This window comes from Micromonospora coriariae, assembly GCF_900091455.1.
Classification (GTDB): domain Bacteria; phylum Actinomycetota; class Actinomycetes; order Mycobacteriales; family Micromonosporaceae; genus Micromonospora; species Micromonospora coriariae.
The window spans coordinates 2,554,772-2,578,719 of sequence record NZ_LT607412.1 but is presented as its reverse complement, the minus strand read 5'-3'; the positions used below and the strand labels follow the sequence as shown (position 1 = coordinate 2,578,719).

The following is a 23,948-nucleotide window of genomic DNA, read 5'->3' as shown; positions in this document are numbered from 1 at the left end:
TCAGCGGCGGGCGGCATCCCGCAGCGCGTCGCGTGCCTGCGCGTACGAGGCGAGCACGATCCGCACCGGGGCGAGCACGTACTCCTCGCCCACCTCGGCGACCCGGAGCGTCAGCCGCTGCCTGGCGCGAGCCCGTGCCCGCCGGGCGGCCCAGCGCACCACCGGTCGGGTCAGCGCCGCCACCAGCAGCCCGGCCAGCAGGCCGCCGAGCAGCAGCACCGTGGGCAGTGGCACCTGCCCCACCATCGGGTTGTCCAGTGCGGGCAGGCCGAGCACCCGCAGCGCGTACCCGAGCACCAACCAACCCAGGCCGACCACGGCAGCCAGGGTGACCAGCCACTGGACACCACCGACCAGGCGCCACCAGAGGGGTCGACGGCCCAGGCCGAGGTCGGTGCCGGCGATCGCGCGGTCCAGCGCGTCCGGCAGGTCGCCGAGGTGGGACCGGGCGGCGGAGGTGACCGCCGCCGGCCAGGCGGCCGGCAGGTTGGCGGCGGCCCGATCGGCCACCGCGCGGATGGCCAGCCCGAGCGCCGAGCGCTGGGCGGCCGTCGGGTCCGGTACCGACGTCGCCGCGACCAGGCTCTCCGCCGGGTCGGTGGCCTCACCGGTCGGGCCTGGCAGGTGCAGCCGGCGCAGCGGGTCGGGCCGCAACCGCCGCCAGCCCCGCACCACCGGCCAGCCGGTGGCCGCGCCGGCCCGGTGCCGGTACGCCTGCTCCACCGCCTCGCTCACCGCCGGTACGCCGGCCGCGCCGGCCAGTGCCCGGTTCAGCCCGGCGACGGCCGCGTCGTCCGGCCCGCCCGCCGGTCGTGCCGAGCCGACCAGCTCGTCCAGCGTGGCGACCACCGTGTCGACGTCGCCGGCGAGCCGCCGCAGCGCCGCCTGCCGCTCGGCGACCGTCCGTTCCAACGCGGTGCGCAGCCCGACCATCCCGGCCGGGTCGATTGCGGTGGTGGCCAGCAGCGGCACGCCGGTCAGCCCGTCCGCGTCGAGCAACCGGCGCAGGTCGTCCAGGACCCGGGGCAGCTCGGCCGGGGGCAGCCGGTCGACCTGGTTGAGCACGACCAGTGTGACGTCCCGGTGGCGGTGGAACTCGCGGAGGTAGCTGTCATGGATGACCCGGTCGGCGTACTTCTGCGGGTCGACCACCCAGACCACCTGGTCGACAAGGCCGAGCAGCCGGTCCACCTCCAGTCGGTGGGCCCGCTGCACCGAGTCGAAGTCGGGCAGGTCGAGCAGGATCAGCCCGTGCAGCGCGGTCTCGTCGTCCGCGTCCAGCGCGCTCTCGCGGACGAAGCGGTGCCGGGGCAGCACGCCGATCCAGTCGAGCAGTCGGTTGGCGCCCTCCAGTGCCCCCCACACGCAGGCGTGCGTGACGCCGGTCGTCGGGCGGCGGACCCCGACCGGCGAGAGCTCCAGCCGGGCCAACGCGTTGAAGAGGCTGGACTTGCCGCTGCCGGTGGCGCCGGCCAGGGCGACCACGGTGTGGTCGCGGGACAGGGCGAGCCGGGTGCCGGCCCGCTCGACCAGGGTGTGCGCGGGCACGAGTTCGGAGTCCGGCAGCAGGCCGTCCGCCGCGGTCAGGAACCGGCGTACCGCGTCCAGGCGGGCGATCAGCTCATCGGGGTCGATCCGCTGGTCGCCCCGGAACGCCTCGCGTACCCGGCCGGCGATGTTGCTCACCCGGAGTCCTCCTCGCCGCCGGTCGCCAGGCCGCTGCGGTGCCGGGCCAGCTCGACCCGGCCGGCGGCCCTGCGCAACCCGTCGCCGGCGTCCGCGGCGGGGCGGGCGTCGGCGGTGCGGGTCAGGAAGCGGTCGGCCTCCGCGTCGAGCAGCGTCCGCACCCGGTCCAGCAGGTCCGCACGGGCCTTGGCGGCGAGCGTACGCACGGCCTGGTCGCCGAAGATCGCCTGGAGTACGGCCTGGGCCGCGACGGTGGTGCCGGCCCCTGTGGCCACCTCCAGCCCGGTGGGGATGAACGCGGTGGAGGCGAACACGGCGATCATCACGGCGAGCCCGGTGGCGTTCACCGCGTACGCGGCGGTGCGGGCCACGAACCGCTTGTCGCCGCCCTCGACCCGGACCAGCTCCAGCACCCCGCGCTGCCAGTCCCGGACCATCCGCTCGGCGCGCTCGGGCAGGTCGTCGCTGGGATGGGCGAGCCCCGGATCGAGCAGCCCCGCCCCCGCCGGGTGCGCCTTCCACGCGGTGTACGCCGACTCGGCGGCCTCGGAGGCGACCCCGCGCAGCAGCGTGACCAGCTGCGACTCGATGGCGTTGCGCAGCTCCGCGGCGGGCGCCGGCCGGCCGGTGACGGCTGCCACCACCCGATCCCGCAGCCGCCCGATCCGCGCCTCCAGGGTGCGGAACAGCTCCCCGGTGCCGACGAACTCCTGCCAGCGGGCGAGCACCTCGCCTCGGAGCAGGCGGCCGTCCCGCAGGCCCTCCTCGACGGTCCGCTCGGCGCCCCGGTACGCGGCCCGGACCCGCTCGTCCAGACCGTCCGCGGCGGCGACCTGCTCGTCGGCGGCGTCGGCCAGCTCCTCCACGGCCGGGTGCAGCGCGGCCAGCGCCCCGTCCAGGGTCTGCCGGACCACGGCCGCCCGGGCGTCGGCGTCGGCGGCCAGCCGCGCGAACCACTCGGCCAGCGGCGCGGTGACACCCTCGGGCAGCAGCCCCTGACCGTCGACCCACGTCTCCGGCAGCACGAACAGGGGCGCCCGGCCGAGGTCCTGTGCGGTCAGCATCTCGGCCAGGTGCGCGGAGATCTCGTCAGTGGCCTCCGTGGGCACCCGGTCCAGCACCATGGCGATCACCGCACCCCGGGCCCGGGCGCTGCGCAGCAGCTCCCACGGCACCGCGTCGGCGTACCGGGCGGCGGTGGTGACGAACAGCCAGAGGTCGGCTGCGGCGAGCAACTGGCCGGCGAGTGCCCGGTTGGCGTCGACCACCGAGTCGATGTCCGGCGCGTCGAGGAAGGCCAGCCCGGCGGGTAGCGCCGGGGCGGTGACCAGGTGCAGGGAGCGTGGGTCCTCACTCGGCTCGGTGGTGCGGGTGAGCCCGGGCAGCAGCTCACCCTGCCGGAACCAGGCCGCGTCGGCCGGGTTGCAGACCAGCACCGGTGAGCGGGTGGTCGGCCGGAGCACGCCGGCAGCGCTGACCCGGGCCTTGACCAGGCTGTTGACCAGGGTCGACTTGCCCGCGCCGGTGGAACCGCCGACCACCACGAGCAGTGGCGCGTCGAGCCGGGCGAGCCGGGGCAGCAGGTAGTCGTCGAGCTGGTCGGTGAGGGCGCTGGCGGTGTGCCGGGCCGGCCCGGCGGAGGGCAGGGCGAGCGGATACCGGGCCGCGCCGATCGCGGCCCGGAGACCCGACAGCGCGCCGGGGAGGCTGTCGTCCCCGGTGGTGGCGGGCGGCTCCTCCGCGGCGTCCGGCGGGCCGGTGCGGGCTGCGACGGCGGGCGCGCCGGAACGGGTGGCGGAATCGCCGTGCGTCGTCACCGCTAAAGCGTGCCCGACCGATGCAAGGGAAGACAACCGGACGGTAATAACGGCTGGGTTGCGTCAGGTCGGCTCAACCCAACTTGACGATTGGCCGGGGCGTGGCACTATTGAGTCAAGTTCACTCAACTTGTGGTGGGCCCGCTGCGGGCGGTGCCCGCCAGGCAGTCCGCGGGCGGTGCCCGTCACCTGCACAACCTTACGAAGCGAGGAAGCGAAGATGGCACGTGCGGTCGGTATCGACCTCGGCACGACGAACTCCTGCGTCAGCGTTCTCGAGGGCGGTGAGCCCACCGTCATCGCCAACGCTGAGGGCTCGCGGACGACTCCGTCGATCGTCGCGTTCGCCCGTAACGGCGAGGTGCTCGTCGGTGAGGTCGCCAAGCGCCAGGCGGTGACGAACCCGGACCGGACGATCCGCTCGGTCAAGCGCGAGGTCGGCACGAACTGGTCCGTCGACATCGACGGCAAGAAGTACACGCCGCAGGAGATCTCGGCCCGGACGCTGATGAAGCTCAAGCGGGACGCCGAGGCGTACCTGGGCGAGCAGATCACCGACGCGGTGATCACCGTCCCGGCCTACTTCAACGACAGCCAGCGCCAGGCCACCAAGGAGGCCGGTGAGATCGCCGGCTTCAACGTGCTGCGGATCGTCAACGAGCCGACCGCGGCCGCCCTGGCGTACGGGCTGGACAAGGGCTCCAAGGAGCAGACCGTCCTGGTCTTCGACCTCGGCGGTGGCACCTTCGACGTGTCCCTGCTGGAGCTGGCCGAGGGCGTCATCGAGGTCAAGTCGACCAGCGGTGACAACCACCTCGGCGGCGACGACTGGGACCAGCGGATCATCGACCACCTGGTCAAGACGTTCCGCGGCGAGCACGGCATCGACCTGAGCCAGGACAAGATGGCCCTCCAGCGGCTCCGTGAGGCCGCCGAGAAGGCCAAGATCGAGCTGTCCGCCGCCACCACCACCAACATCAACCTGCCGTACATCACCGCCGGCTCCGCCGGCCCGCTGCACCTGGACGTGACGCTCAGCCGCGCCGAGTTCCAGCGGATGACGCAGGACCTGCTGGACCGGTGCAAGGGCCCGTTCGAGCAGGCCGTGAAGGACGCCGGGATCAAGATCTCCGACGTCGAGCACGTGATCCTGGTCGGCGGCTCGACCCGGATGCCGGCCGTGACCGACCTGGTCAAGCAGCTCACCGGCCGTGACCCCAACAAGGGCGTCAACCCGGACGAGGTCGTCGCCGTCGGCGCCGCGCTCCAGGCCGGCGTGCTCAAGGGTGAGGTCAAGGACGTCCTGCTGCTCGACGTGACGCCGCTGAGCCTGGGCATCGAGACCAAGGGTGGCATCTTCACCAAGCTGATCGAGCGCAACACCACCATCCCGACCAAGCGCTCCGAGGTCTTCACCACGGCGGACGACAACCAGCCGTCGGTGCTGATCCAGGTGTTCCAGGGCGAGCGGGAGATCGCGGCCTACAACAAGAAGCTCGGCACCTTCGAGCTGACCGGCCTCCCGCCGGCGCCGCGCGGCGTGCCGCAGATCGAGGTCGCTTTCGACATCGACGCCAACGGCATCGTCAACGTGCACGCCAAGGACCTGGGCACCGGCAAGGAACAGAAGATGACGATCACCGGTGGCTCCTCGCTGCCGAAGGACGACATCGAGCGGATGCGCCGGGACGCCGAGGAGCACGCGGAGGAGGACAAGCGCCGCCGCGACGACGCCGAGACCCGCAACGTGGCCGAGGCGCTCCAGTGGCAGACCGAGAAGTTCCTCGCCGAGAGCGGCGACAAGCTGCCCAGCGAGAACCGGGAGCAGCTCAACGAGGCGCTCGGCGAGCTGCGTGGCGCCCTCGGCGGTCAGGACATTGAGAAGATCAAGTCGGCGCACGAGCGGCTGGCGCAGGTCTCCCAGCAGGCCGGTTCGCTGCTCTACTTGCAGCAGGCCGAGCAGGGTCAGCAGGCGGGTGGCGAGGCCGGCCCGGGTGCGACCGGGGCGACCGGCCCGCAGGCCGGTGCCGCCGGCGGCGCCGACGACGTGGTCGACGCGGAGATCGTGGACGAGGACGGCAAGAAGTGACCGTCGGCCTCCGACACGTGTCCACTGCGAAGGGGATGAGGTAGCCGCATGACGCAGAAGCCACGAGCCGCCGACCCGGGCGACACCGGGTCGGCGCCGGGTGGCTCCGCGCCCACCAAGCCGGCCACCGGCGACGGGGAGCGGGTCGTCATCCGCAACAACCGCAAGATCAGCGACGCGACGGAGCCGGAGGGCGCCGCCGCCGACGCGGGCAGCGACGTACCGGCCGAGGGCCTGGTCGAGGACGCCGAGATCGTGGTCGACGAGATCGAGATCGAGGCGACCTCGATGGACGGCCCCACACCGGCCGGTCCACCGGTGGTGGACGCCCCGGCGCAGCCGGTGGGCGGCGGCGGCACCGGCACGCCGCTCGGCGCCGAGATGGAGGCGCTCCGGGCCGAGCTGGACGAGCGCACGCGGGACCTGCAGCGGGTGTCGGCGGAGTACGCCAACTACCGCAAGCGGGTGGACCGGGACCGCAGCCTGGTGCAGGAGCAGGCAACCGGCTCGGTGCTGGCCGCGCTGCTGCCGATCCTGGACGACCTGGACCGGGCCCGGGAACACGGCGACCTGGTCGGGCCGTTCGGCACGGTGGCGGAACAGCTGACCACCGCGCTGGGCAAGTTCGGCCTGAACGCCTTCGGCGAGCAGGGCGACCCGTTCGACCCGACCCGGCACGAGGCGGTCGCGCACCAGACCTCGGCCGAGGTCAGCGAGCCGACCTGCGTGCAGGTCATGCGGCGCGGCTACCAGCTCGGTGAGCGGCTGCTGCGCCCCGCGCTGGTAGCGGTCGCGGATCCGGAATAGTGCGAAACGGTGACCGGCCTGTCCCGCCCGCCGCTATGCGGTGGGCGGGACGGCCGGGCCTCGACGGTCGGAAGGGGGTGGACCGGTGAGTTCGAAGGACTGGCTCGAGAAGGACTTCTACGCCGTGCTCGGCGTGGACAAGGCCGCCTCCGCGGATGACATCAAGAAGGCGTACCGCAAGTTGGCCCGGGAGTCGCACCCGGACCACAACCCGGGCGACCCGAAGGCCGAGGAGCGCTTCAAGGCGGTCTCCGAGGCGTACAACGTGTTGTCGGACACCGGCCGCCGCCGCGAGTACGACGAGATGCGTTCGCTGTTCGGCTCGGGCGCGTTCCGGCGCAACGCCCGGGGAGCCGGCCAGCCGGGCGGCATGCCGGTCGACGTCTCCGACATGTTCGGTGGCGGGGGCGCTGGCGGGGACCGTCGCTTCGGCGGGGCCGGCTTCCAGGACCTGTTCAGCTCGATCTTCTCCGGCGGCTCGGCCGGTGGGCAGGCCGCCCCGCGCGGGCCCGCCCGGGGCCGGGACGTGGAGACCGAGGTGGCGCTGGACTTCGGCGACGCGGTGCGGGGCGTGACTCTGCCGCTGACGTTGCGCGCCCCGGGCGTCTGCGACACCTGCCACGGCAACGGGGCCAAGCCCGGCACCCAGCCGCGCACCTGTCCGGCCTGCCACGGCGCCGGGGTGACCACCCGCAACCAGGGGTCGTTCAGCTTCTCCGAGCCGTGCCGCACCTGCCAGGGCGTCGGCACGGTGGTCGAGGAGAAGTGCCCGGAGTGCCATGGCAGTGGCGGGGTCACCAAGACCCGCACGATGAACGTGCGCTTCCCGGCCGGCGTGGCCGACGGCCAGCGGATCCGGCTGGCCGGGCGAGGTGAGCCGGGTGAGCGCGGTGGCCCGGCCGGTGACCTGTTCGTGCAGGTCAAGGTCCGGCCGGACGAGCTGTTCGGGCGTACCGGTGACGACCTGACGTTGACCGTGCCGGTCACCTTCGCGGAGGCCGTGCTCGGCACGGACCTGCGGGTGCCGACGCTCGACGGCGCGGTGACCCTGCGGGTCCCGCCGGGTACGCCGAGCGGCCGCGTGCTGCGGGCCCGGGGCAAGGGTGTGGTCCGCCGCGACGGGCAGGCCGGCGACCTGCTGGTCACGCTGGACGTGGTGGTGCCGGCCCGGTTGTCGGACGAGGCGCGGGCGGCGCTGGAGGCGTTCGCCGAGCAGAGCCCGCCAGCGTCCAGGGAACATCTCGACGCTCGGGTGCGTCGGGTCAGTTAGTCCGGTGGGATGGACGCGGAGGTGAGCGGGATGTCGGGCGAGTTCCTCGGTTCGGGTGACCCTGCCTACGAGGCCAAGGTGCTGATGATCTCGGTCGCGGCCCGGATGGCGGGGATGCACCCACAGACCCTGCGCCAGTACGACCGTCTGGGGCTGGTGCAGCCCGGCCGGGCGGCCGGCGGAGGGCGTCGCTACAGCGTCCGCGACGTGGTGCTGCTGCGCGAGGTGCAGCGGCTCAGTCAGGACGACGGGATCAACCTGGCCGGGGTCAAGCGGATCATCGGGCTGGAGCGGCTGCTGGAGCAGGCGCAGCAGCGGGTCGCCCGGCTGGAGGCGGAGTTGGACGCCGCGTACCGCCGGGTGGCCGAACTGGAGTCGCTGGCCCGCTTCCCGGGCCGTGATCTGGTGCCCACCAACCGCACCTCCACCGCCCTGGTTGTCTGGCGGCCCCGCCGCACGCCCGACCGCTGACCTGCTCTTCCGGTCCCGTTCTTCGGCCCGGCCCGCACCGGATTTCCCGGCGCGCGCCGGGCCGTTCCGGTTAGCCTGTCGATACGGGTTCTATCGGCTTAATTCGGACCTACCGGCATAGCAGGGGGAGCGATGGCGGAGCCGGCGAAGAAGATGGCCCAGCAGATGGCTCAGCAGACCGAGGACCGGCTCGAAGACCTGGCCGACAGCGTCCGCGAGAAGTTCGACAAGGTGACCGAGGGAAGCTTTCGGGACAAGATCACCGAAGGGCGGTTCGCCGACCAGGTCGACCACGGCGTCGACCAGGCCCGGGCCGAGACCCAGCGGAAGCAGACCGACCGGTAACCGACGTGCGGGCCGGGACCCACGGGGGGTCCCGGCCCGTTCGGCGTCAGCCGAGGCGGCGGTTCTCGCGGACCAGGCCGCCTTCGCACCAGTCCCGGTAGACGAAGAGATCCGGCCGGGCCAGCAGCACGCGGCCGTTGTGTGCCCAGATCTTCATCAGCTCGTCGCCGTCGCGCTCGGCCTGCTCGACCAGCTTGCGGAAGCGGCGCTTGGGATGGGCGCGGAAGTTCGTCCGGATGCCGTCGGCCGCGTAGATGTAGAGGCAGTGCAGCGCGAAGCGGCGGGCCGGGCAGGTCGGGTCCATCGCCAGGTCGAAGAGCGTCAGTATGAGCCGGTCACCGGCGACCAGTAGGTCCCAATCTGGTGGCATGGAAGCCAACGGCACCGAATCGGGCTGGTACGCCCAAGCTCGCAACTCCGCCGGAGTCGGATCGACGGGGTTGGCGAAGCCGTGGAACGTCGACTCCTGCACGCTCACCGGCCAACCTTCCGCTTTCGCCCGCGTTGACACTGGCCACCCGCGGACCCTGGCTGCTGCGGCGAAACGGTAACCCGCCGTCGGGTGCTGCGGTAGTCCCCGCAGGGAGCAATTCAGCAACCGTTGGCCTGGCCGGGCCCACCGGATGGTCGGGAGGGCCCGCGTACCGCCGCTGACGTGCCGATCAGGGCCGACGTCAGCGGTGGTGGCCCGTCAGTCGTGGATCGGAACCGGCTCCCGCCGCTCGGCCGCCGCGCGGTTGCGCAGCCACCGCTTGAACCACGGGAAGTCGGGCAGCCGGGCCAGCATCGGCCCGGTCACCACGGTGATCAGGACGTACGCCGTGGCCAGCGCGGCCAACCGCGGCTCGACGCTGCCGGCGGCCACCGCGAGCCCGGCGATGACGATGGAGAACTCACCCCGGGGTACGAGTGCCAGGCCAGCCCGCCATCGACCGGGTTCGGCGATGCCGACGCGGCGTGCCGCCAGGTAGCCGGTGAGCGTCTTCGTCGCCATGGTGATCACGGCCAGCGCGAGCGCCGGCAGCAGCACCGGGGGGATGTCCCGCGGGTCGGTGACCAGCCCGAAGAAGACGAAGAACACCGCGGCGAACAGGTCCCGCAGCGGGGAGAGCAACTCGGTGGCGTGGTGCGCCACCGGCCCGGAGAGCGCGATGCCGACCAGGAACGCCCCGACCGCCGCCGACACCTGGAGCTTCGCCGCGAGACCGGCGATGAACAGGGTCAGCCCGAGTACGCCGAGCAGCAGCGCCTCCGGATCCTTTGCCGACAGGGCGGACGAGATCAAATGGCCGTACCGGATGGCGAGCACCAGCACGAGCAGCACCGTACCCACCGCCACGGTGAGCGCGATGCCGCCGCCGAGCAGGTCGGTGCCGGCCAGCACCGCGGTGACCAGCGGCAGGTAGAGCGCCATCGCCAGGTCCTCGATCACCAGGACCGAGAGGATCACCGGGGTTTCGCGGTTACCGAGTCGGCCCAGGTCGCCGAGGACCTTGGCGATCACTCCGGAGGACGAGACCCACGTGATGCCGCCGAGCACCAGGGCGGCCACCCAGTCCCAGCCGAGCAGCAGGGCGAAGATCGCGCCGGGCAGTGCGTTGAGTACGCCGTCGATCAGCCCGGCCGGGGCCGCCGACCGGAGGTTGCCGACCAGTTCGTTGGCCGAGTATTCCAGGCCGAGCATCACCAGCAGCAGGATGACGCCGATCTCGGCCCCGACCGCGAAGAACTCCTCGCTGGCCGCGAGCGGGAGCAGCCCACCGTGCCCGAACGCCAGCCCGGCGAGCAGGTAGAGGGGAATGGGCGAAAGACCGACGCGGCGGCTGAGTCGACCGAGGACACCGAGCAACAGCAGCAGCGCGCCGACCTCGACGAGCAGTGTGGTGGAGTCGTGCATCCGCCTCAGCCGTCCGGGTCACTGTCGGCGAGGATGGCGGAGACACCGTCGAGACCCTTGCGGGTCCCCACGACGACCACCACGTCACCGGCTGCGAAGCGGAAGGTGGGAAGCGGCGAGACGATCACCTCGCCGTCGCGCAGCACCGCCACGATGGACGCGCTGGTGCGGGTACGCGCCTTGGTGTCACCGAGCTGTCGGTTGACGTACCGCGACCCCGCCGTGATGGCGATCTGCTCGGTGAGCAGGCCGGCGGCCTGTTCGCGCAGCCCGGAGAGCTGACCGAGCATCAGCGACGCGCCGAGGATGTCGGCCAGCGCCTCCGCCTCGTCGTCGGTCAGCGGGATGTCCGCCTGGCAGGCGTCGGGATCGTCGGGGTCGTAGAGGACAAGATCCCTGCGGCCATTGCGGTGGGAGACAACGCCCAGGCGGCGTCCGGACTCCGTCACCAGATCGTGACGTACGCCGATCCCGGGTAGGGCGGTCTGCTCGACTCGTACTCGCACCCGCCAAGGCTACCGCTCGGTGAACGAAGCCCAGATCTTGGTCGAACCCGGCCGGTGTCCCGGCAGTCCGTGTGGCTGGTCGTGGGCTTGCGTGGGGTGAAGCAGAGCAAAGGACGCGACGCTTGTTGTCCGTGACGAAGCCGGCGCCCAGCGCCCGGCACGGGAGCCCGAGCCGGAGCCCGGCATGCGCCGGTGCCCACACCGGCGGAGCGGGGTGGGCACCCGGGCGCGCCACGGTCAGCGAAGGCTGGCGAAGAACTCGCGGACATCCGCGACCAGCACGTCGGTGGCCTGGTGGGCGGCGTAGTGGCCGCCGACGTCGCCGCGGCCCTCGACGTCCGTCCCGTACGCCGTCCACCGGACGATGTTCGCGTGGTCCCGCTCGGCGAAGCGGCGGATCGACTGGAAGTCACCGGGGAACATGGCCAGCGCGGTCGGCACGCTGGTCGGCCCGGCCGGCGCGTCGCCGGCGTGCGCGTCCTCCCAGTAGAACCGGATCGCCGAGGCCGCCGTGCCGGTGAACCAGTAGAGCGCCACGTTGGCCAGGATGAAGTCGGCGTCCAGGCTCTCGTCGAAGAGTTGGGCGTTCCAGGCCAGCAGCCCGACCGGCGAGTCGGCCAGCCCGAACGCCAGGGTCTGCGGCTGCTGACTGTGCACCTGGTTGAAGGAGAACTTGTTCTCGTAGAACCACTGGAGGTGCCCGAGCGCCGCCTGGTCCGCCTCGGAGAGCCCGGCGAACTCGGCCGGGTCACCCGAGGGGAACGAGAAGAGTTGGGTGACGTGCACGCCGAGCACGTGCGCCGCGTCGATCCGGCCCAACTCCGGCGCGACCATCGAGCCGGCGTCGTTGCCGACCGCGCCGTAGCGGTCGTACCCCAGTCGGTTCATCAGCTCGGCCCAGGCGCGGGCGGTGCGGTACCGGTTCCAGCCGGCGCTGCGGGTCGGGCCGCTGAACCCGAAGCCGGGCAGCGACGGGATGACCAGGTGAAATGCCGGCGCGTCCGGTGCGGTCGGTTCGGTGAGCGGGGTGATCACGTCCAGGTACTCCAGCACCGAGCCGGGCCATCCGTGGGTGAGCACCAGCGGGGTGGCGTCCGGCCGGGGCGACCGGACGTGCAGGAAGTGGATCTGCTCGCCGTCGATCTCGGTGACGAACTGCGGGTAGGCGTTCAATCGGGCCTCGACGGCCCGCCAGTCGAACCCGTCCCGCCACCGGTCGACGAGGGCGCGGACCCGGTCGGTGCTCATCCCGTGGGTGGCACCGGCGCCGGGCAGGTCGGCGGGCCAGATCGTGCGGCCGAGCCGGGCAGCCAGGTCGTCGAGTGCGGCCTGCGGGACCTCGGCGCGGAACGGGCGGATCGCGGTGCCGGTCATCTGGAACTCCTTCGGAACGGAATGTTTCGTTCTGCCACCACAGTAGCAGACCGGAACGATCCGTTCCACTGTTACTCTTGCGGCATGCCGACCTCCCCCGGAAAGACGGACGCGCCGCTGGCCGGCCGCCGTGCCCAGGCCGCCCGCAACGACGAGGTGATCCTCGAAGCCGCCCGCGCGGTGTTTCTCGATGATCCGAAGGCGCCGATCGCCGCCGTCGCCGAACGTGCCGGCGTCGGCATCAGCGCGCTCTACCGGCGGTACGCGGGCAAGGAGGACCTGCTGCGCCAGCTCTGCCACGACGGGCTGCGCCACTACATCGCCGAAGCCGAGACCGCCATGGCGGAGCCGGACGACTGGGCCGCGTTCGCCGGGTTCCTGGCCCGGGTGGTCGACGCGGACGTGCACTCGCTCACCGTTCACCTGGCCGGCACCTTCACCCCGACCGAGGAGATGGGCCGGGACGCGATGCGCGCCAACGAGCTGGCCACGGCCCTGTTCGAGCGGGCCCAGGCCAGCGGGCGGCTGCGCCCCGACATGGTCGTGCAGGACCTGGGGCTGCTGCTGGAGGCGTGCGCCGCGGTGCGCGTACCCGATCCGGAGCGGACCGGGCAGCTGCGCCGCCGTCAACTCGCGGTGCTGCTGGCCGGACTGTCGGCGGCGCCGGACACCGACCCGCTGCCCGGCCCGCCCCCGGCGGCCGGGGAGTTCGACTGGCGGTGGCGTCGGCGAGAGTGATGGGCGTCACAGCGCCAAGCTGAGTGGGGTACGCTCAACTGCTCGTCAGCAAGAGCCGCGAGACCATCATTGGTGCCGTCGCCCTGGGCAACCAGCACGTCCACACCACCGTGGAGCCCTGGCACCTGCTGCTGTCACTGTTGGACACCGACGGCTCGGCCGCCGCCGGCCTGCTGCGCACCCTCGGGACCGACCCCGTCGAGCTGCGCCGGGCCGCCCAGCGAGCCCGCCGCTGGGCGACAAGCACACCTCCACCGAGCACCTGCTCGCCGGCCTGGCCCGTCTCGGTGGCGCGGTTCCGGCACGCTGTCGGCGCCACGGGCGGGACGTTCCGTCGGAACCTCGTCCCGTCCCTGACCTCAGCGGGTCCGCCGTGCCCGCCCCCACCGGTCCCGGTGCTTGCGCATGAAGGTTCGGAGGAAGAGGACCTGCAACGACCCCTCGACCAGGATGATCGCGGTGGCGTCGAGGGCCGACAGGAGGTTTCCGCCGGTGAGTCCGTTGCCGATCGCGCTTCCCGCGGTCACGGCGCCGAACAACAGCACGGGCAGGCCGTACACCGCGAAGGCGCCCAGGGCGACGGTGCTGCCGACCACCACCGCCGCCGCGTAGATCCGGACGGCCTTGCGTTCCCGGGCGGGTAGTTCGTCCGTCGGGTCGGGACTCGTGGCGATTCTGCCCGGCGCCACGACGTGACCCGCTCGCCGCAGCAGATGCCGTGCGTACGCCAGGCCGTCCTGGAACAGGTTCCGGCAGCGGAGGACATCCAGGAGCACGAAGTAGAGGTCCGTGCGCATGTACACGCGGAACTGCCCCGACATCGACCCGATCATCACCACGGCGAGCGCCCCCAGCAGCCCGTCCACCAGGGCCGGCAGGTGTGCGTACGCCATGAGCAGGATGGCCGAGCAGACGACGGCGATGTCGAGCAGTATCCCGCTCAGATAAACGCGGTAGCGGGATCGGCGAGCCACGGTCCAGATCGCGGTCACGTCCGTCTGCAGCACCAGGTGGTGCAGACGGGTGCCGAAACCGATCCGGGCCGGTGCGCCGAGCGAGCGGGCCGCCACCAGATGACTGATCTCGTGAGCCGTGGCTGCCACCGAGAACATCACGGTGTTGACCAGGACGGCCATGCCCACGTAGTCGGTCCAGTAGAAGTCCCGGAAGCTCGGGATGCGGTCAGGATCGGCGATCACAGTGACGACGGTGGCCGCGACGAGGATGGCGTAGGCGAGCTTCGCGGGTACGCCGAACAACCACCGCACGTGCCGGGGACGCAGCCAGGGCAGGTGATTGGCCACGGGGTCGTGGGGATCCGGCACCGGCCGTCCGTCAACCTCGGCGACGAATCCTTCACCGACGAGGTCCTCCACCAGTTCGCTGAGGTCGATGCGGACCCCGTGCCGGTCGGCGAGCAGGTCCTCGGCCGCGCCGACCGGCATCCCCGTGTTCAGTGCGTCGATCGCCTCGAGACCGATGTCGGGGAGTTCTATGAAGACGCCGACCTCGGGGCGGCCGACGACGACCTCGTCGGGGTCGTCGTCGGACGGGCGCGTGCGCAGCGGATGGAACCGGACCACACTCCGCGCATCGACCTGGACGGCCGCCGCGACCGGGTCGGCCGGCGGGGTCGTCATATCCCGGACCTCAGTCACGGCCGGTCGTCTCGCCGCACGCCGGGCAGTCCGGATCACGTACCGCGTCGATGTAGTAGTGATGGTCCCAGTTGGCGAAGTTGTGGTGGAACGCCCGACCGCGCGCTTGCTGCGGCATGCCGGTGAGCTGGTAGATGACGTCGAGGGCGCACAGGTGGCCGCTGATGTTGGCGCTGGCCGCGATCACCGCGTTCGGGCGTCTCTCGGTCAGCCAGGTCTTGTCACGGTTTATCTCCCGCTGGCCCTCCTGGCGCTGTAGGCAGACATAGCAGCCGGTCTCAGAGGGGACGAACGACCGTACGACCGCCATCGGGCCCGTGTAGAACGAGACGTACCAGGGGGTACGGGTCCGCAGCGCGGCCTCGTTGGTCCACTCCTCGATCAGGTTCTCGGGACGGTCCGCGCAGAGAACGAAGACGTCGCAGCCGTCCATCAGGCGGACCACGTCCTCGGCGGAGGCGACCTTGCACTCCTCGCCGGTGACGTTCACGTTGGAGTTGAGCGCCCGCAGCCGCTCCACGGCCGTCGTCACCTTGCTGCGGCCCACGTCCGCCTCGGTGTACAGCAACTGCCGTGTGAGATTGCCTTCCTCGACCGTGTCGAAGTCGACGCAGTGCAGCCGGCCGATCCCGCTGGCCACCAGACCCGTGGCCACCGCGGAGCCGGTACCACCAAGGCCCAGCAGGCCCACCTTGGCCTGCTTCAACCGGCGCTGCGGCTCGTACGGTGACTGCCGGGGTGAGGTGTCAATCCAGGCAAAGAAGTTGCGGGCCGAGTCGTAGCGGCTGAGCTCCCGGGGGGACAGTTCGCCGGGCGGCGGAGCGGCCGCGTCCTCGACGAACCCCTGCTCGATCAGCTGCTGGATCACCTCCCGGACGCTGTCCCGGTCGAGGCCGGGGTGAGTCACGCTGAGTTCCTCGTGAATCTGCTCGAACGAACGGGATCCATCCATGAGGGTCAGCATCCGGGCCACCATTCCGGTTTCGTCGTCCTGAATTTCGGACGCGACGCCGTACTGCATGAGACCGATAATTATCCTATTGCCCGGCAGGGTGAACGGAGCGTGGACGCTTTTGATCTTCGGCTTCAGCATGTGCATCGACTTCTCCCCGTGAACATACGCGATGCTAAAAATGGGGCACTGTCCGCCCCTCGCGTGAGAGGCGGACAGTGCGCCGATTCAGCTGGTCAGCCGTCCTTGCGGTCGGCCGTTGTCTCGATCTTCTCCAGCTTGCGGATGCGCAGGCTCATCTTCTTCTCGGTTTCCTTCGTCTCCATGACGATCCTCCCGTGGGAAACTCCGGACCGGTTGTCCGGTGCCTGGTGCCGACCATAGGAGAAGCCATCGAACTTCGCAACGCTCGGAGGATTGAATGCCACGGAGGATTTGGCCCGGACGCGCCTAAGGAACGCAATTTATCGCAGCGTTGAAAATGGAGCCGCAGATTGGGGCAATGAATGACGCCCCCGCGCCGCCGGTTGTCACCAGCCTCTACTCCATCGATGGCGATGTTAGTCGTTGCGCCCCCCGGCGTCTGCCCCGGCGCGTGGTCGAATGTGCTCTAGGCCACAGCGCTAAGGTTGAGTGGAATACGCTCAACTCTGGTTGCGTCCAACCCAATGGACAACGCCGATCCGGGGGAGCCCATGAACACCGAACGCCTCACCACCAAGAGCCGCGAGACCATCACCGGTGCCGTCGCCCTGGCCAACCAGCGCGGCCACGCCACCGTGGAGCCCTGGCACCTGCTGCTGTCACTGTTGGACACCGACGGCTCGACCGCCGCCGGCCTGCTGCGCGCGGTCGGGGCCGACCCCGTCGAGCTGCGCCGGGCCGCCCAGCGTGCGGTCGACGCCCTGCCGGCCGCCCGGGGATCCAGCATCGCCGAGCCCACGCTGGCCCGGGAGTTCGTCAACGCCATCGGCGCCGCCGAGCAGATCGCCCGGCCGCTGGGCGACGAGTACACCTCCACCGAGCACCTGCTCGCCGGCCTGGCCCGGGTGGGCGGCGCGGTGTCCGGCGCGCTGACGTCGGTAGGTGCCACCGAGGAGACCCTGGTCGCCGCCTTCCCGAGCGTCCGGGGTGGGGACCGGCGGGTCACCACCGCCGATCCGGAGCAGACCTACCAGGCCCTGGCCAAGTACGGCGTCGACCTGACCGCCAGCGCCCGCGACGGCAAGATCGATCCGGTGATCGGCCGGGACTCGGAGATCCGCCGGGTGATCCAGGTGCTCTCCCGGCGTACCAAGAACAACCCGGTGCTGATCGGCGAGCCCGGCGTCGGCAAGACCGCCATCGTCGAGGGCCTGGCCCAGCGGATCGTGGCCGGTGACGTGCCCGAGTCGCTGCGCGACAAGAAGCTGGTCTCGCTGGACCTCGGCGCGATGGTCGCCGGCGCCCAGTACCGCGGCCAGTTCGAGGAGCGGCTGAAGTCCGTGCTGGAGGAGATCAAGAACTCCAACGGGCAGGTCATCACGTTCCTCGACGAGCTGCACACCGTTGTCGGCGCCGGCAAGGGCGAGGGCTCGATGGACGCCGGCAACATGCTCAAGCCGATGCTCGCCCGCGGTGAGCTGCGGATGGTCGGCGCCACCACGCTGGACGAGTACCGCGAGCACATCGAGAAGGACCCGGCGCTGGAGCGCCGCTTCCAGCCGGTGCTGGTCGGCGAGCCGACCATCGAGGACACCATCGGCATCCTGCGCGGGCTCAAGGAGCGCTACGAGGTGCACCACGGCGTGCGGATCACCGACGCCGCGCTGGTCGCCGCCGCGTCGCTGTCCGACCGCTACATCACCGACCGGTTCCTGCCGGACAAGGCGATCGACCTGGTCGACGAGTCCGCGTCCCGGCTCCGGATGGAGATCGACTCCCGGCCGGTCGAGGTGGACGAGATCGAGCGGGCGGTCCGCCGGCTGGAGATCGAGGAGATGGCGCTGGCCAAGGAGCCGGACGCCGCCTCCGCCGAGCGGCTGGAGCGGCTGCGCAAGGAGCTGGCCGACAAGCGCGAACAGCTCACCGTGCTCTCCGAGCGTTGGCAGACGGAGAAGAGCCACATCACCAAGCTCTCCACAGCCAAGGAGGAACTGGAGCGCCTGGGCGGCGAGGCCGAGCGGGCCGAGCGCGACGGGGAGCTGGAGCGCGCCGCCGAGCTGCGCTACGGCCGGATCCCCGCGCTCAAGGTCGAGCTGAAGCAGGCCGAGGAGGAGCTCGCCCAGCTCCAGGCCGACGGCGCGATGCTGAAGGAGGAGGTCGGCGCGGACGACATCGCCGCGGTGGTCGCCTCCTGGACCGGCATCCCGGCGGGCCGGCTGCTCGAGGGCGAGACGGCCAAGCTGCTCCGGATGGAGGAGTCGCTGGGCTCACGGGTGGTCGGCCAGATCGAGGCGGTGGGCGCGGTCTCCGACGCGGTCCGCCGGGCCCGTGCCGGCGTCGCCGACCCGGACCGCCCGACCGGCAGCTTCCTCTTCCTCGGCCCGACCGGTGTCGGCAAGACCGAGCTGGCCAAGGCGCTCGCCGGGTTCCTCTTCGACGACGAGCGGGCGATGGTCCGCATCGACATGAGCGAGTACGGCGAGAAGCACTCGGTGGCCCGCCTGGTCGGTGCCCCTCCCGGCTACATCGGCTACGAGGAGGGCGGCCAGCTCACCGAGGCGGTGCGCCGCCGGCCGTACTCGGTGATCCTGCTGGACGAGGTGGAGAAGGCCCACCCGGACGTCTTCGACGTGCTGCTCCAGGTGCTCGACGACGGTCGGCTCACCGATGGTCAGGGCCGCACTGTGGACTTCCGTAACGCGATCCTGATCCTCACCTCCAACCTCGGGTCGTCGGTGATCAGCGACCTGACGCTGGCCGAGGAGCAGCGCCGCGAGGGGGTCCTCGCCGTGGTCCGGTCGCACTTCAAGCCGGAGTTCCTCAACCGGCTGGACGACATAGTGGTCTTCGCCTCGCTGCGGGGTGACGATCTCCGGTCCATCGTGGACATCCAGCTCGACCGGATGCGGACCCGTCTCGCGGACCGCCGACTCGGCCTGGAGATCACCGACGCGGCCCGAGGTTGGCTCGCCGAACACGGCTACGACCCGATCTACGGCGCCCGCCCGCTCCGCCGCCTGGTCCAGACCGCGATCGGCGACCAGTTGGCCAAGGCCCTCCTGTCCGGCACGATCCGCGACGGCGACACCGTCAAGGTCGACCTGACCACCTCCACCAACACCCTGACGGTAACCCCCGCCTGACCCACCTGTCCTGTCCGTGCCTCCCGGCCCGGCCCACCCGCGTTGATCATGAAGTTGTTGCCCTCCGGCTCGGCGAGTCGTGGCAATAACTTCATGATCAACAGGGTCGGGGCGGTGTGGGCGGGGAAAGGATGAGGGCATGTTCGGCATCGGGAAGCAGAAGTGGGAACGGGAACTCGACTCGGCCGTTGACGAGTTGGTCGCGGCGGACACGCTCGCCTTCGGTGGGGTCGGGTTCGCCGGCACGCTGCTGCCGGTGACCGAGGCGTACCAGCGGATCGAGGCCACCCTCGACGACCACCCCGAGGAGGTACGCCGGCAGCTCGACCGGGTGCTGGCCGACGGGTCGCCCGCAGGCCGGGCGTACGCGGCCACACTGCTGGAGCGGATCGACCCGACGGCGGCCCGGGCGGCCTGGACGTCACTGCGGGACGATCCGACCGAGTTCACCACCTTCGTCGGCTGCGTGATGGGGCGCACCACTCTCGGCGACTACGCCGCCGAACGGCTCGCCGCCGCATGATCCGTTTGCCGGGCGGGAATAGTCCGATCGGTTCCGCTCCAAGTTCGTCCACAGTGCCGCCGACCACGCCGGGCGACAATCCGGCCGCCGTCCGTAGCTGAGCTTTCCGTCACGACGCGAGTCGCTCCGGTGTCAGAGGTTGTTACCGTCTGCGCCGACGTACCTGGGGAGGTGGTCGGTGGACGGGTCGATGACTTACCTGGTGGCGGCGGTGGCCGTCATCGCGGTGGCCGTGATCGTGATCATCGTGCTGGCCCGACGACGGGCGGCGGCCCGGCCCGGCGGTGCGGTGCCCGGCGGACGGCCGCCGCGCGGCGGTCCGCACCGACTGGCCCCGGGCGACCGCGTGCGGATCCGCGAGCGGGAGTACGCGGTGAGCGGCACGATCCGCCTGGTCGAGGGGGACTGGAGCTGGGTGCAGCACCTGCTCGACGATGCCTCCGGGACCCGCCACCGGTTGTCCGTGGACGACGGCCTCGACCTGGAGTTGGTGCTCTGGACCGCCGAACCGGGCGCGACCGTCACCCCGGGCGCCCCGACCATCGACCTCGGCGGGCGGCGCTACACCTGGGCCGAGACCGGGCAGGCGCGTTACACCGCCATTGGCGAGACCGGGCTGCCGGCAGCAGGGACGATGCGCTACCACGACTACGAGTCCGGCGGCGGCGCGCGACTCTCCTTCGAGGCGTACGGCGAAGAGGGTTGGAGGGTAGCCCGGGGCGACCTGCTCGACCCCGCCGAGCTGACGATTCGACCCACCGCCGAAGAGCGCTGAGCCGGGCCCGAAGGGCGCGCCGGGATGGGCACGGCATGCCAGAGTGGCCAGTTGCCGATACGGTGTGGGCGATCTTAGGGAAGGAGAATCGTGGTCGATTCCCAGAGCACGCCGGCCCGCCAGCGGCCGTCCATCGTGACGATTTCCAGCTACCTGCTCTTCCTGTTCCTGGCGTGCCAGGTGATCAGTCTGATCCTCACCCTCGCCACCATCGGCAAGACCCGTGACGTGCTCCGTGAGGCGTACGAGGGCAGCTCCGCCGACGGTGCCGAGCAGGTGGCGGACTTCTTCTTCGCCTTCGGCATCGGCACCAGCATCCTGCTGCTGCTGCTCGCGGTCGCCCTGGGCGTGCTGGCCCTGCTCAACAACCAGGGCCGCAACGGCGCCCGGATCACCACCTGGATCATCGGCGGCATCATGGTCTGCTGCGTGGGCGGCACCCTGCTCAGCGGGGCCGCCGGCAGCTTCACCACCGGCGGGAACACCGGCGGCGACATGCCGAGCGGTGAGGAGATCCAGCGCCGGCTGGACGAGGCGCTGCCCTCCTGGATCACCCCGGTCAGCCTCCTGCTCGGCGTGGTCAGCCTGCTCGCGCTGCTCGCGGCGCTGATCCTGCTGGCGCTCCCGAAGGCCAACGAGTTCTTCCGCAAGCCCACCGCGGGTTGGGAGCCGCCGACCCCGGGTGCCAGCTACCCCGGTTACCCGCAGGCGCCGGGTCAGCCGGGCTACCCGCAGGCTCCCGGTCAGCCGGGCTACCCGTCGGGTGGCGAGCCGGGTTACCCGTCGACGCCGGGCCAGACGACCGGGTCGGAGCCGGGTTACCCGCCGCCGCCCGGGCCGTCGCCCTCGTCGGGCCCGTCCGGCACGGACCGACCGGACGACACGCCGCCGGCCGACCGTCCCGGGCCGACCCCGCCGTCGACGAGTTGACCGCTCGATAACCACGACGCCGACGATCCCTCCGAGTAGGTTGCAACCCGACGCCTACCGGAGGGATTCGTCGTGTCGTACCCGGAATCGGCACCGGCGCGCCGGCCGGCCGTGGTCCTGCTGGCCACGGCCGTGCTGCTGGTGATGGCGATCGCCGCACTCGCGTACACCGTCATCGACCTGGCGGTGCTCGGCCGCACGGTCGACGCGTTCCGCTCCGCCGCCCGGGACACCTCGGCGAGCCCGCAGCAGATCGACGATGTGGTGACCCTGCTGCGTGCGTCCGCGGCGGTTTCGGCGGTGGTGACGGCACTCTCCGCGCCGGTGCTCGCCGGCCTGGCCCTCGGGCTGCTGACAGGTCGTGCCGGCGTCCGGATGGCCACCTGGGTCGTCTGCGGGCTCGGCCTGCTCGCTGGCTGCTGCAGCGTGGCGGTGCTCGTCGGCGAACGGGCCGCGCCGCTGCGGTTGGGCGCCGGTGAGCGGGGCACCGCCGAGTTGCTGGGCCTGATCGGTGACGCGTACCCGTCGTGGTGGATCCCGCTCAACGCGGGGCTTTCCGTCGGACAGGGCCTCGGTTACCTTGTGGTAGCTACGCTGCTGGCTCTGCCGGCGGCCAACGCCTGGTTCGGTCGGCACCGCCCGACAACGCCGACCGTTCCGTCCGCCCCACCCGGGTTCGCACCCGCCCCGCACCAGCCGCCGCCGGCGCAGACCGCGCCCCCGTACCCGCCCAGGTGAGGACCGCCCGTGACGCTCGACCCCGCCACCGCCGAGCGACGGGCCCTGATCACCGGCGCGACCGCCGGCATCGGCGCTGCGTTCACCCGTCGGCTGGCCGCTGACGGCTGGCACCTGGTGCTTGTCGCTCGGGACGCGGGCCGGTTGACCGAGCTGGCCACCGAGCTGGGTGCCCGACACGGCCGCGAAGTCGAGACGATCTCGGCGGACCTGTCCACCGACGACGGCTGCGCCGTGGTGGAGCAGCGGCTCACCGACGGCAGTCCCGTGCACCTGCTGATCAACAACGCCGGGATCAGCCTGAACAAACCGTTCCTGCGCTCCTCCGCCGAAGACGAGGCCCGCCTGCTGCGGCTCAACGTGCACGCGGTCATGCGGCTGACCATGGCGGCCCTACGGCCGATGACCGAACGGCGCGATGGGGCAGTGATAAATGTCTCTTCGGTTGCCGGATTCGGCGCGGTGATGCCGGGATCGACCTACTCGGCCAGCAAGGCGTGGGTGACCAATTTCAGCGAGTCCGTTGGCCAGTCGGCACGGCCGTACGGGGTCCGGGTGATGGCCCTCTGCCCCGGCTACACCCGTACGGAGTTCCATCAGCGGGCTGGCATCAACATGTCGAAGACGCCCGAGTGGATGTGGCTGCGGGCCGAGGATGTGGTCGGCGAAGCCTTGCGTGACCTGGGCAAAGGCAAGTTGGTCAGCATTCCTGCATGGAAGTACAAAGTGGCCGTCGCCGGTCTGCGGCACGCGCCGCGGAGGCTGCTCCAGGCGGTCGCCCGGGACACCCGCGGCAGGATCGGCCGAGACGAGAGCTGAGCCTCCACGGGCCGCCCGGTCTCCCGGCGCCGGTGCCGGTGCGTTGGCTCGCCGCAATCGGTCCGATTGCTGAGCGTAGTCGAACATCGCCAACCATCTGTCCCCCACCGGGCTGATCAGGGTGGACCCCACACGCGGCGTTCAGACTTGCGCAGTAACCTCTATCGCCATGGGGGACCACGACGACCTGCGTAAATTCATTACCGACCTGGCTGTGGTCCACGGACGGGTCGTGCTCTCCTCGGGGCGGGAGGCAGACTGGTACGTCGATCTGCGTCGCGTCACGCTCCATCACCGGGCCGCTCCGTTGGTTGGCCGGGTGCTGCTCGACCTCACCGCCGACTGGGAGTACGACGCCGTCGGCGGGCTCACCCTGGGCGCGGACCCTGTCGCGCTCTCGATGCTGCACGCCGCTGTTCCGACCGGTCGGGCCCTGGACGCTTTTGTGGTGCGCAAGGCGGGTAAGGCCCACGGTCTACAACGGCGTATCGAGGGACCGGAGGTGGTCGGCCGCCGAGTGTTGGCGGTGGAGGATACGTCCACGACAGGCGGAAGTGTGTTGACCGCGGTCGAGGCGCTTCGTGAGGCCGGGGCTGAAGTCGTGGGCGTGGCGGTTATTGTTGATCGAGGTGCCGGCGACGCGGTGCGAGCCGCCGGATTGCCGTACCGGGCGGCCTATACGTTGGCTGACCTCGGCCTTGTGGCGTAAAAGTTTGCCGATTCGGATCTGCTGATATGCAGGCGGATCGATGCTGCTGGTGGAAGGATGGAATACGTGGGAACTGCGTTGGCCGAAATGACTATGCCTCAGATCTCGCCGCTTGCCGGTGAGCCGATCGAACGTGCCGATGCCGAGCGTCTCGCGGGGGTCCTCAAGGCCCTTGCCGATCCCGCTCGGCTGCGGCTGCTCAGCCTGATCCAGTCGGCCCCTGAGGGCGAGGCGTGCGTCTGTGACCTGACGGCGCCGCTCGGCCTCTCTCAGCCGACGGTCAGTCACCACTTGCGTATCCTCACCGAGGCCGGCTTGCTGGAGCGGGAGAAGCGCGGTGTCTGGGCGTACTACCGGCTGGTCCCGAGTGCGATCGCGACGATCGCCGACCTGCTGACCCCGCCGCGTAAGCGGGCCACCAAGAAGGCCCGCTGAAGCAGGCGCTGCGCATCGTCCCGCGCCGGGATGGTGTTCGGTGGCGAGCCAGGGGTGGCGCCACCGCGCGGTGACGCCTGCTCGTCCCCGGCCGCACCGCCGGAGGCCGGGTCCGACATGTC

At 71.3% G+C, this 23,948-nt stretch carries 22 protein-coding genes and 1 pseudogene; 15 read left to right on the top strand and 8 right to left on the bottom strand.

What is annotated here, in order from left to right; translation table 11 throughout:
• Positions 1–1,686, bottom strand: a complete 1,686-nt coding sequence (locus tag GA0070607_RS12075; protein WP_089018292.1) for a GTPase — start codon at positions 1,684–1,686, stop codon at positions 1–3.
• Positions 1,683–3,503, bottom strand: coding sequence for a GTPase family protein (locus tag GA0070607_RS12070; RefSeq protein ID WP_089018291.1), 1,821 nt, complete (start codon positions 3,501–3,503; stop codon positions 1,683–1,685). The genes GA0070607_RS12075 and GA0070607_RS12070 overlap by 4 nt, the downstream gene beginning before the upstream one ends.
• 220 nt (positions 3,504–3,723) lie before the next feature.
• Here GA0070607_RS12070 and dnaK point away from each other — a divergent pair, with 220 nt between their 5' ends.
• The 5 genes from dnaK to GA0070607_RS12045 all read left to right on the top strand — a co-directional run bounded on the left by dnaK (position 3,724) and on the right by GA0070607_RS12045 (position 8,485).
• Positions 3,724–5,592, top strand: a complete 1,869-nt coding sequence (gene dnaK, locus GA0070607_RS12065; protein ID WP_089018290.1) for a molecular chaperone DnaK — start codon at positions 3,724–3,726, stop codon at positions 5,590–5,592.
• A gap of 48 nt (positions 5,593–5,640) precedes the next feature.
• A complete protein-coding gene (grpE, locus tag GA0070607_RS12060; protein ID WP_089018289.1) occupies positions 5,641–6,399 on the top strand; it encodes a nucleotide exchange factor GrpE in 759 nt (252 codons plus the stop codon).
• Between the two features lie 85 nt (positions 6,400–6,484).
• Positions 6,485–7,669, top strand: coding sequence for a molecular chaperone DnaJ (dnaJ, locus tag GA0070607_RS12055; RefSeq protein WP_089018288.1), 1,185 nt, complete (start codon positions 6,485–6,487; stop codon positions 7,667–7,669).
• 30 nt (positions 7,670–7,699) lie between these two features.
• Positions 7,700–8,140, top strand: a complete 441-nt coding sequence (locus GA0070607_RS12050; RefSeq protein ID WP_030332087.1) for a heat shock protein transcriptional repressor HspR — start codon at positions 7,700–7,702, stop codon at positions 8,138–8,140.
• A gap of 132 nt (positions 8,141–8,272) precedes the next feature.
• A complete protein-coding gene (locus GA0070607_RS12045) occupies positions 8,273–8,485 on the top strand; it encodes a hypothetical protein (protein WP_089018287.1) in 213 nt (70 codons plus the stop codon).
• 46 nt (positions 8,486–8,531) lie between these two features.
• Here the strand turns inward: GA0070607_RS12045 and GA0070607_RS12040 are convergent, their stop codons facing one another.
• The 4 genes from GA0070607_RS12040 to GA0070607_RS12025 form a co-directional block, all read right to left on the bottom strand.
• Positions 8,532–8,963, bottom strand: a complete 432-nt coding sequence (locus GA0070607_RS12040; protein ID WP_089018286.1) for a hypothetical protein — start codon at positions 8,961–8,963, stop codon at positions 8,532–8,534.
• A 213-nt stretch (positions 8,964–9,176) separates the two neighbouring features.
• Positions 9,177–10,382 carry a cation:proton antiporter gene (locus tag GA0070607_RS12035; RefSeq protein ID WP_089018285.1) on the bottom strand — a complete coding sequence of 402 codons (1,206 nt, stop codon included), beginning with the start codon at positions 10,380–10,382 and terminating at the stop codon, positions 9,177–9,179.
• A gap of 5 nt (positions 10,383–10,387) precedes the next feature.
• The gene (locus GA0070607_RS12030) at positions 10,388–10,888 is read right to left on the bottom strand and encodes a cation:proton antiporter regulatory subunit (protein ID WP_089018284.1); all 501 of its coding nucleotides are present in this window, start codon (positions 10,886–10,888) and stop codon (positions 10,388–10,390) included.
• A gap of 237 nt (positions 10,889–11,125) precedes the next feature.
• Positions 11,126–12,262, bottom strand: coding sequence for an epoxide hydrolase family protein (locus GA0070607_RS12025; protein WP_089018283.1), 1,137 nt, complete (start codon positions 12,260–12,262; stop codon positions 11,126–11,128).
• An 84-nt stretch (positions 12,263–12,346) separates the two neighbouring features.
• On the opposite strand from GA0070607_RS12025, the gene GA0070607_RS12020 reads away from it, so the two are divergent.
• Together GA0070607_RS12020 and GA0070607_RS32325 are read left to right on the top strand one after the other, a co-directional pair.
• Complete coding sequence (locus tag GA0070607_RS12020) at positions 12,347–13,000, top strand: TetR/AcrR family transcriptional regulator (protein ID WP_089018282.1); 654 nt, start codon at positions 12,347–12,349, stop codon at positions 12,998–13,000.
• 23 nt (positions 13,001–13,023) lie between these two features.
• Positions 13,024–13,322, top strand: a pseudogene (locus GA0070607_RS32325) (Clp protease N-terminal domain-containing protein); the annotation flags it as partial.
• Positions 13,323–13,359: 37 nt separating this feature from the next.
• On the opposite strand, the gene GA0070607_RS32320 reads toward GA0070607_RS32325, so the two are convergent.
• Positions 13,360–14,640, bottom strand: a complete 1,281-nt coding sequence (locus GA0070607_RS32320; protein WP_157743138.1) for a hypothetical protein — start codon at positions 14,638–14,640, stop codon at positions 13,360–13,362.
• 10 nt (positions 14,641–14,650) lie between these two features.
• Complete coding sequence (locus GA0070607_RS12010; RefSeq protein WP_089018281.1) at positions 14,651–15,757, bottom strand: HesA/MoeB/ThiF family protein; 1,107 nt, start codon at positions 15,755–15,757, stop codon at positions 14,651–14,653.
• Between the two features lie 548 nt (positions 15,758–16,305).
• Here GA0070607_RS12010 and clpB point away from each other — a divergent pair.
• From clpB to GA0070607_RS11970, 8 genes are all read left to right on the top strand, one after another.
• Entirely contained in the window at positions 16,306–18,897 is a 2,592-nt protein-coding gene (gene clpB, locus GA0070607_RS12005) for an ATP-dependent chaperone ClpB (RefSeq protein ID WP_089021807.1), read from the top strand.
• Between the two features lie 139 nt (positions 18,898–19,036).
• On the top strand, positions 19,037–19,420 hold the full coding sequence (locus tag GA0070607_RS12000; protein ID WP_089018280.1) for a hypothetical protein: 384 nt from the start codon (positions 19,037–19,039) through the stop codon (positions 19,418–19,420).
• A gap of 178 nt (positions 19,421–19,598) precedes the next feature.
• On the top strand, positions 19,599–20,195 hold the full coding sequence (locus GA0070607_RS11995; protein WP_089018279.1) for a DUF4178 domain-containing protein: 597 nt from the start codon (positions 19,599–19,601) through the stop codon (positions 20,193–20,195).
• Between the two features lie 90 nt (positions 20,196–20,285).
• On the top strand, positions 20,286–21,125 hold the full coding sequence (locus tag GA0070607_RS11990; protein ID WP_089018278.1) for a hypothetical protein: 840 nt from the start codon (positions 20,286–20,288) through the stop codon (positions 21,123–21,125).
• A 72-nt stretch (positions 21,126–21,197) separates the two neighbouring features.
• Positions 21,198–21,863 (top strand): hypothetical protein, encoded by a 666-nt coding sequence (locus tag GA0070607_RS11985; RefSeq protein WP_089018277.1) that lies wholly within the window; start codon positions 21,198–21,200, stop codon positions 21,861–21,863.
• 9 nt (positions 21,864–21,872) lie between these two features.
• The gene (locus GA0070607_RS11980; protein ID WP_089018276.1) at positions 21,873–22,682 is read left to right on the top strand and encodes an SDR family NAD(P)-dependent oxidoreductase; all 810 of its coding nucleotides are present in this window, start codon (positions 21,873–21,875) and stop codon (positions 22,680–22,682) included.
• 169 nt (positions 22,683–22,851) lie between these two features.
• Positions 22,852–23,391, top strand: coding sequence for an orotate phosphoribosyltransferase (gene pyrE / locus GA0070607_RS11975; RefSeq protein ID WP_089018275.1), 540 nt, complete (start codon positions 22,852–22,854; stop codon positions 23,389–23,391).
• A gap of 57 nt (positions 23,392–23,448) precedes the next feature.
• Positions 23,449–23,826 carry an ArsR/SmtB family transcription factor gene (locus GA0070607_RS11970; protein WP_007454255.1) on the top strand — a complete coding sequence of 126 codons (378 nt, stop codon included), beginning with the start codon at positions 23,449–23,451 and terminating at the stop codon, positions 23,824–23,826.
• The last annotated feature ends 122 nt before the right edge of the window (positions 23,827–23,948 follow it).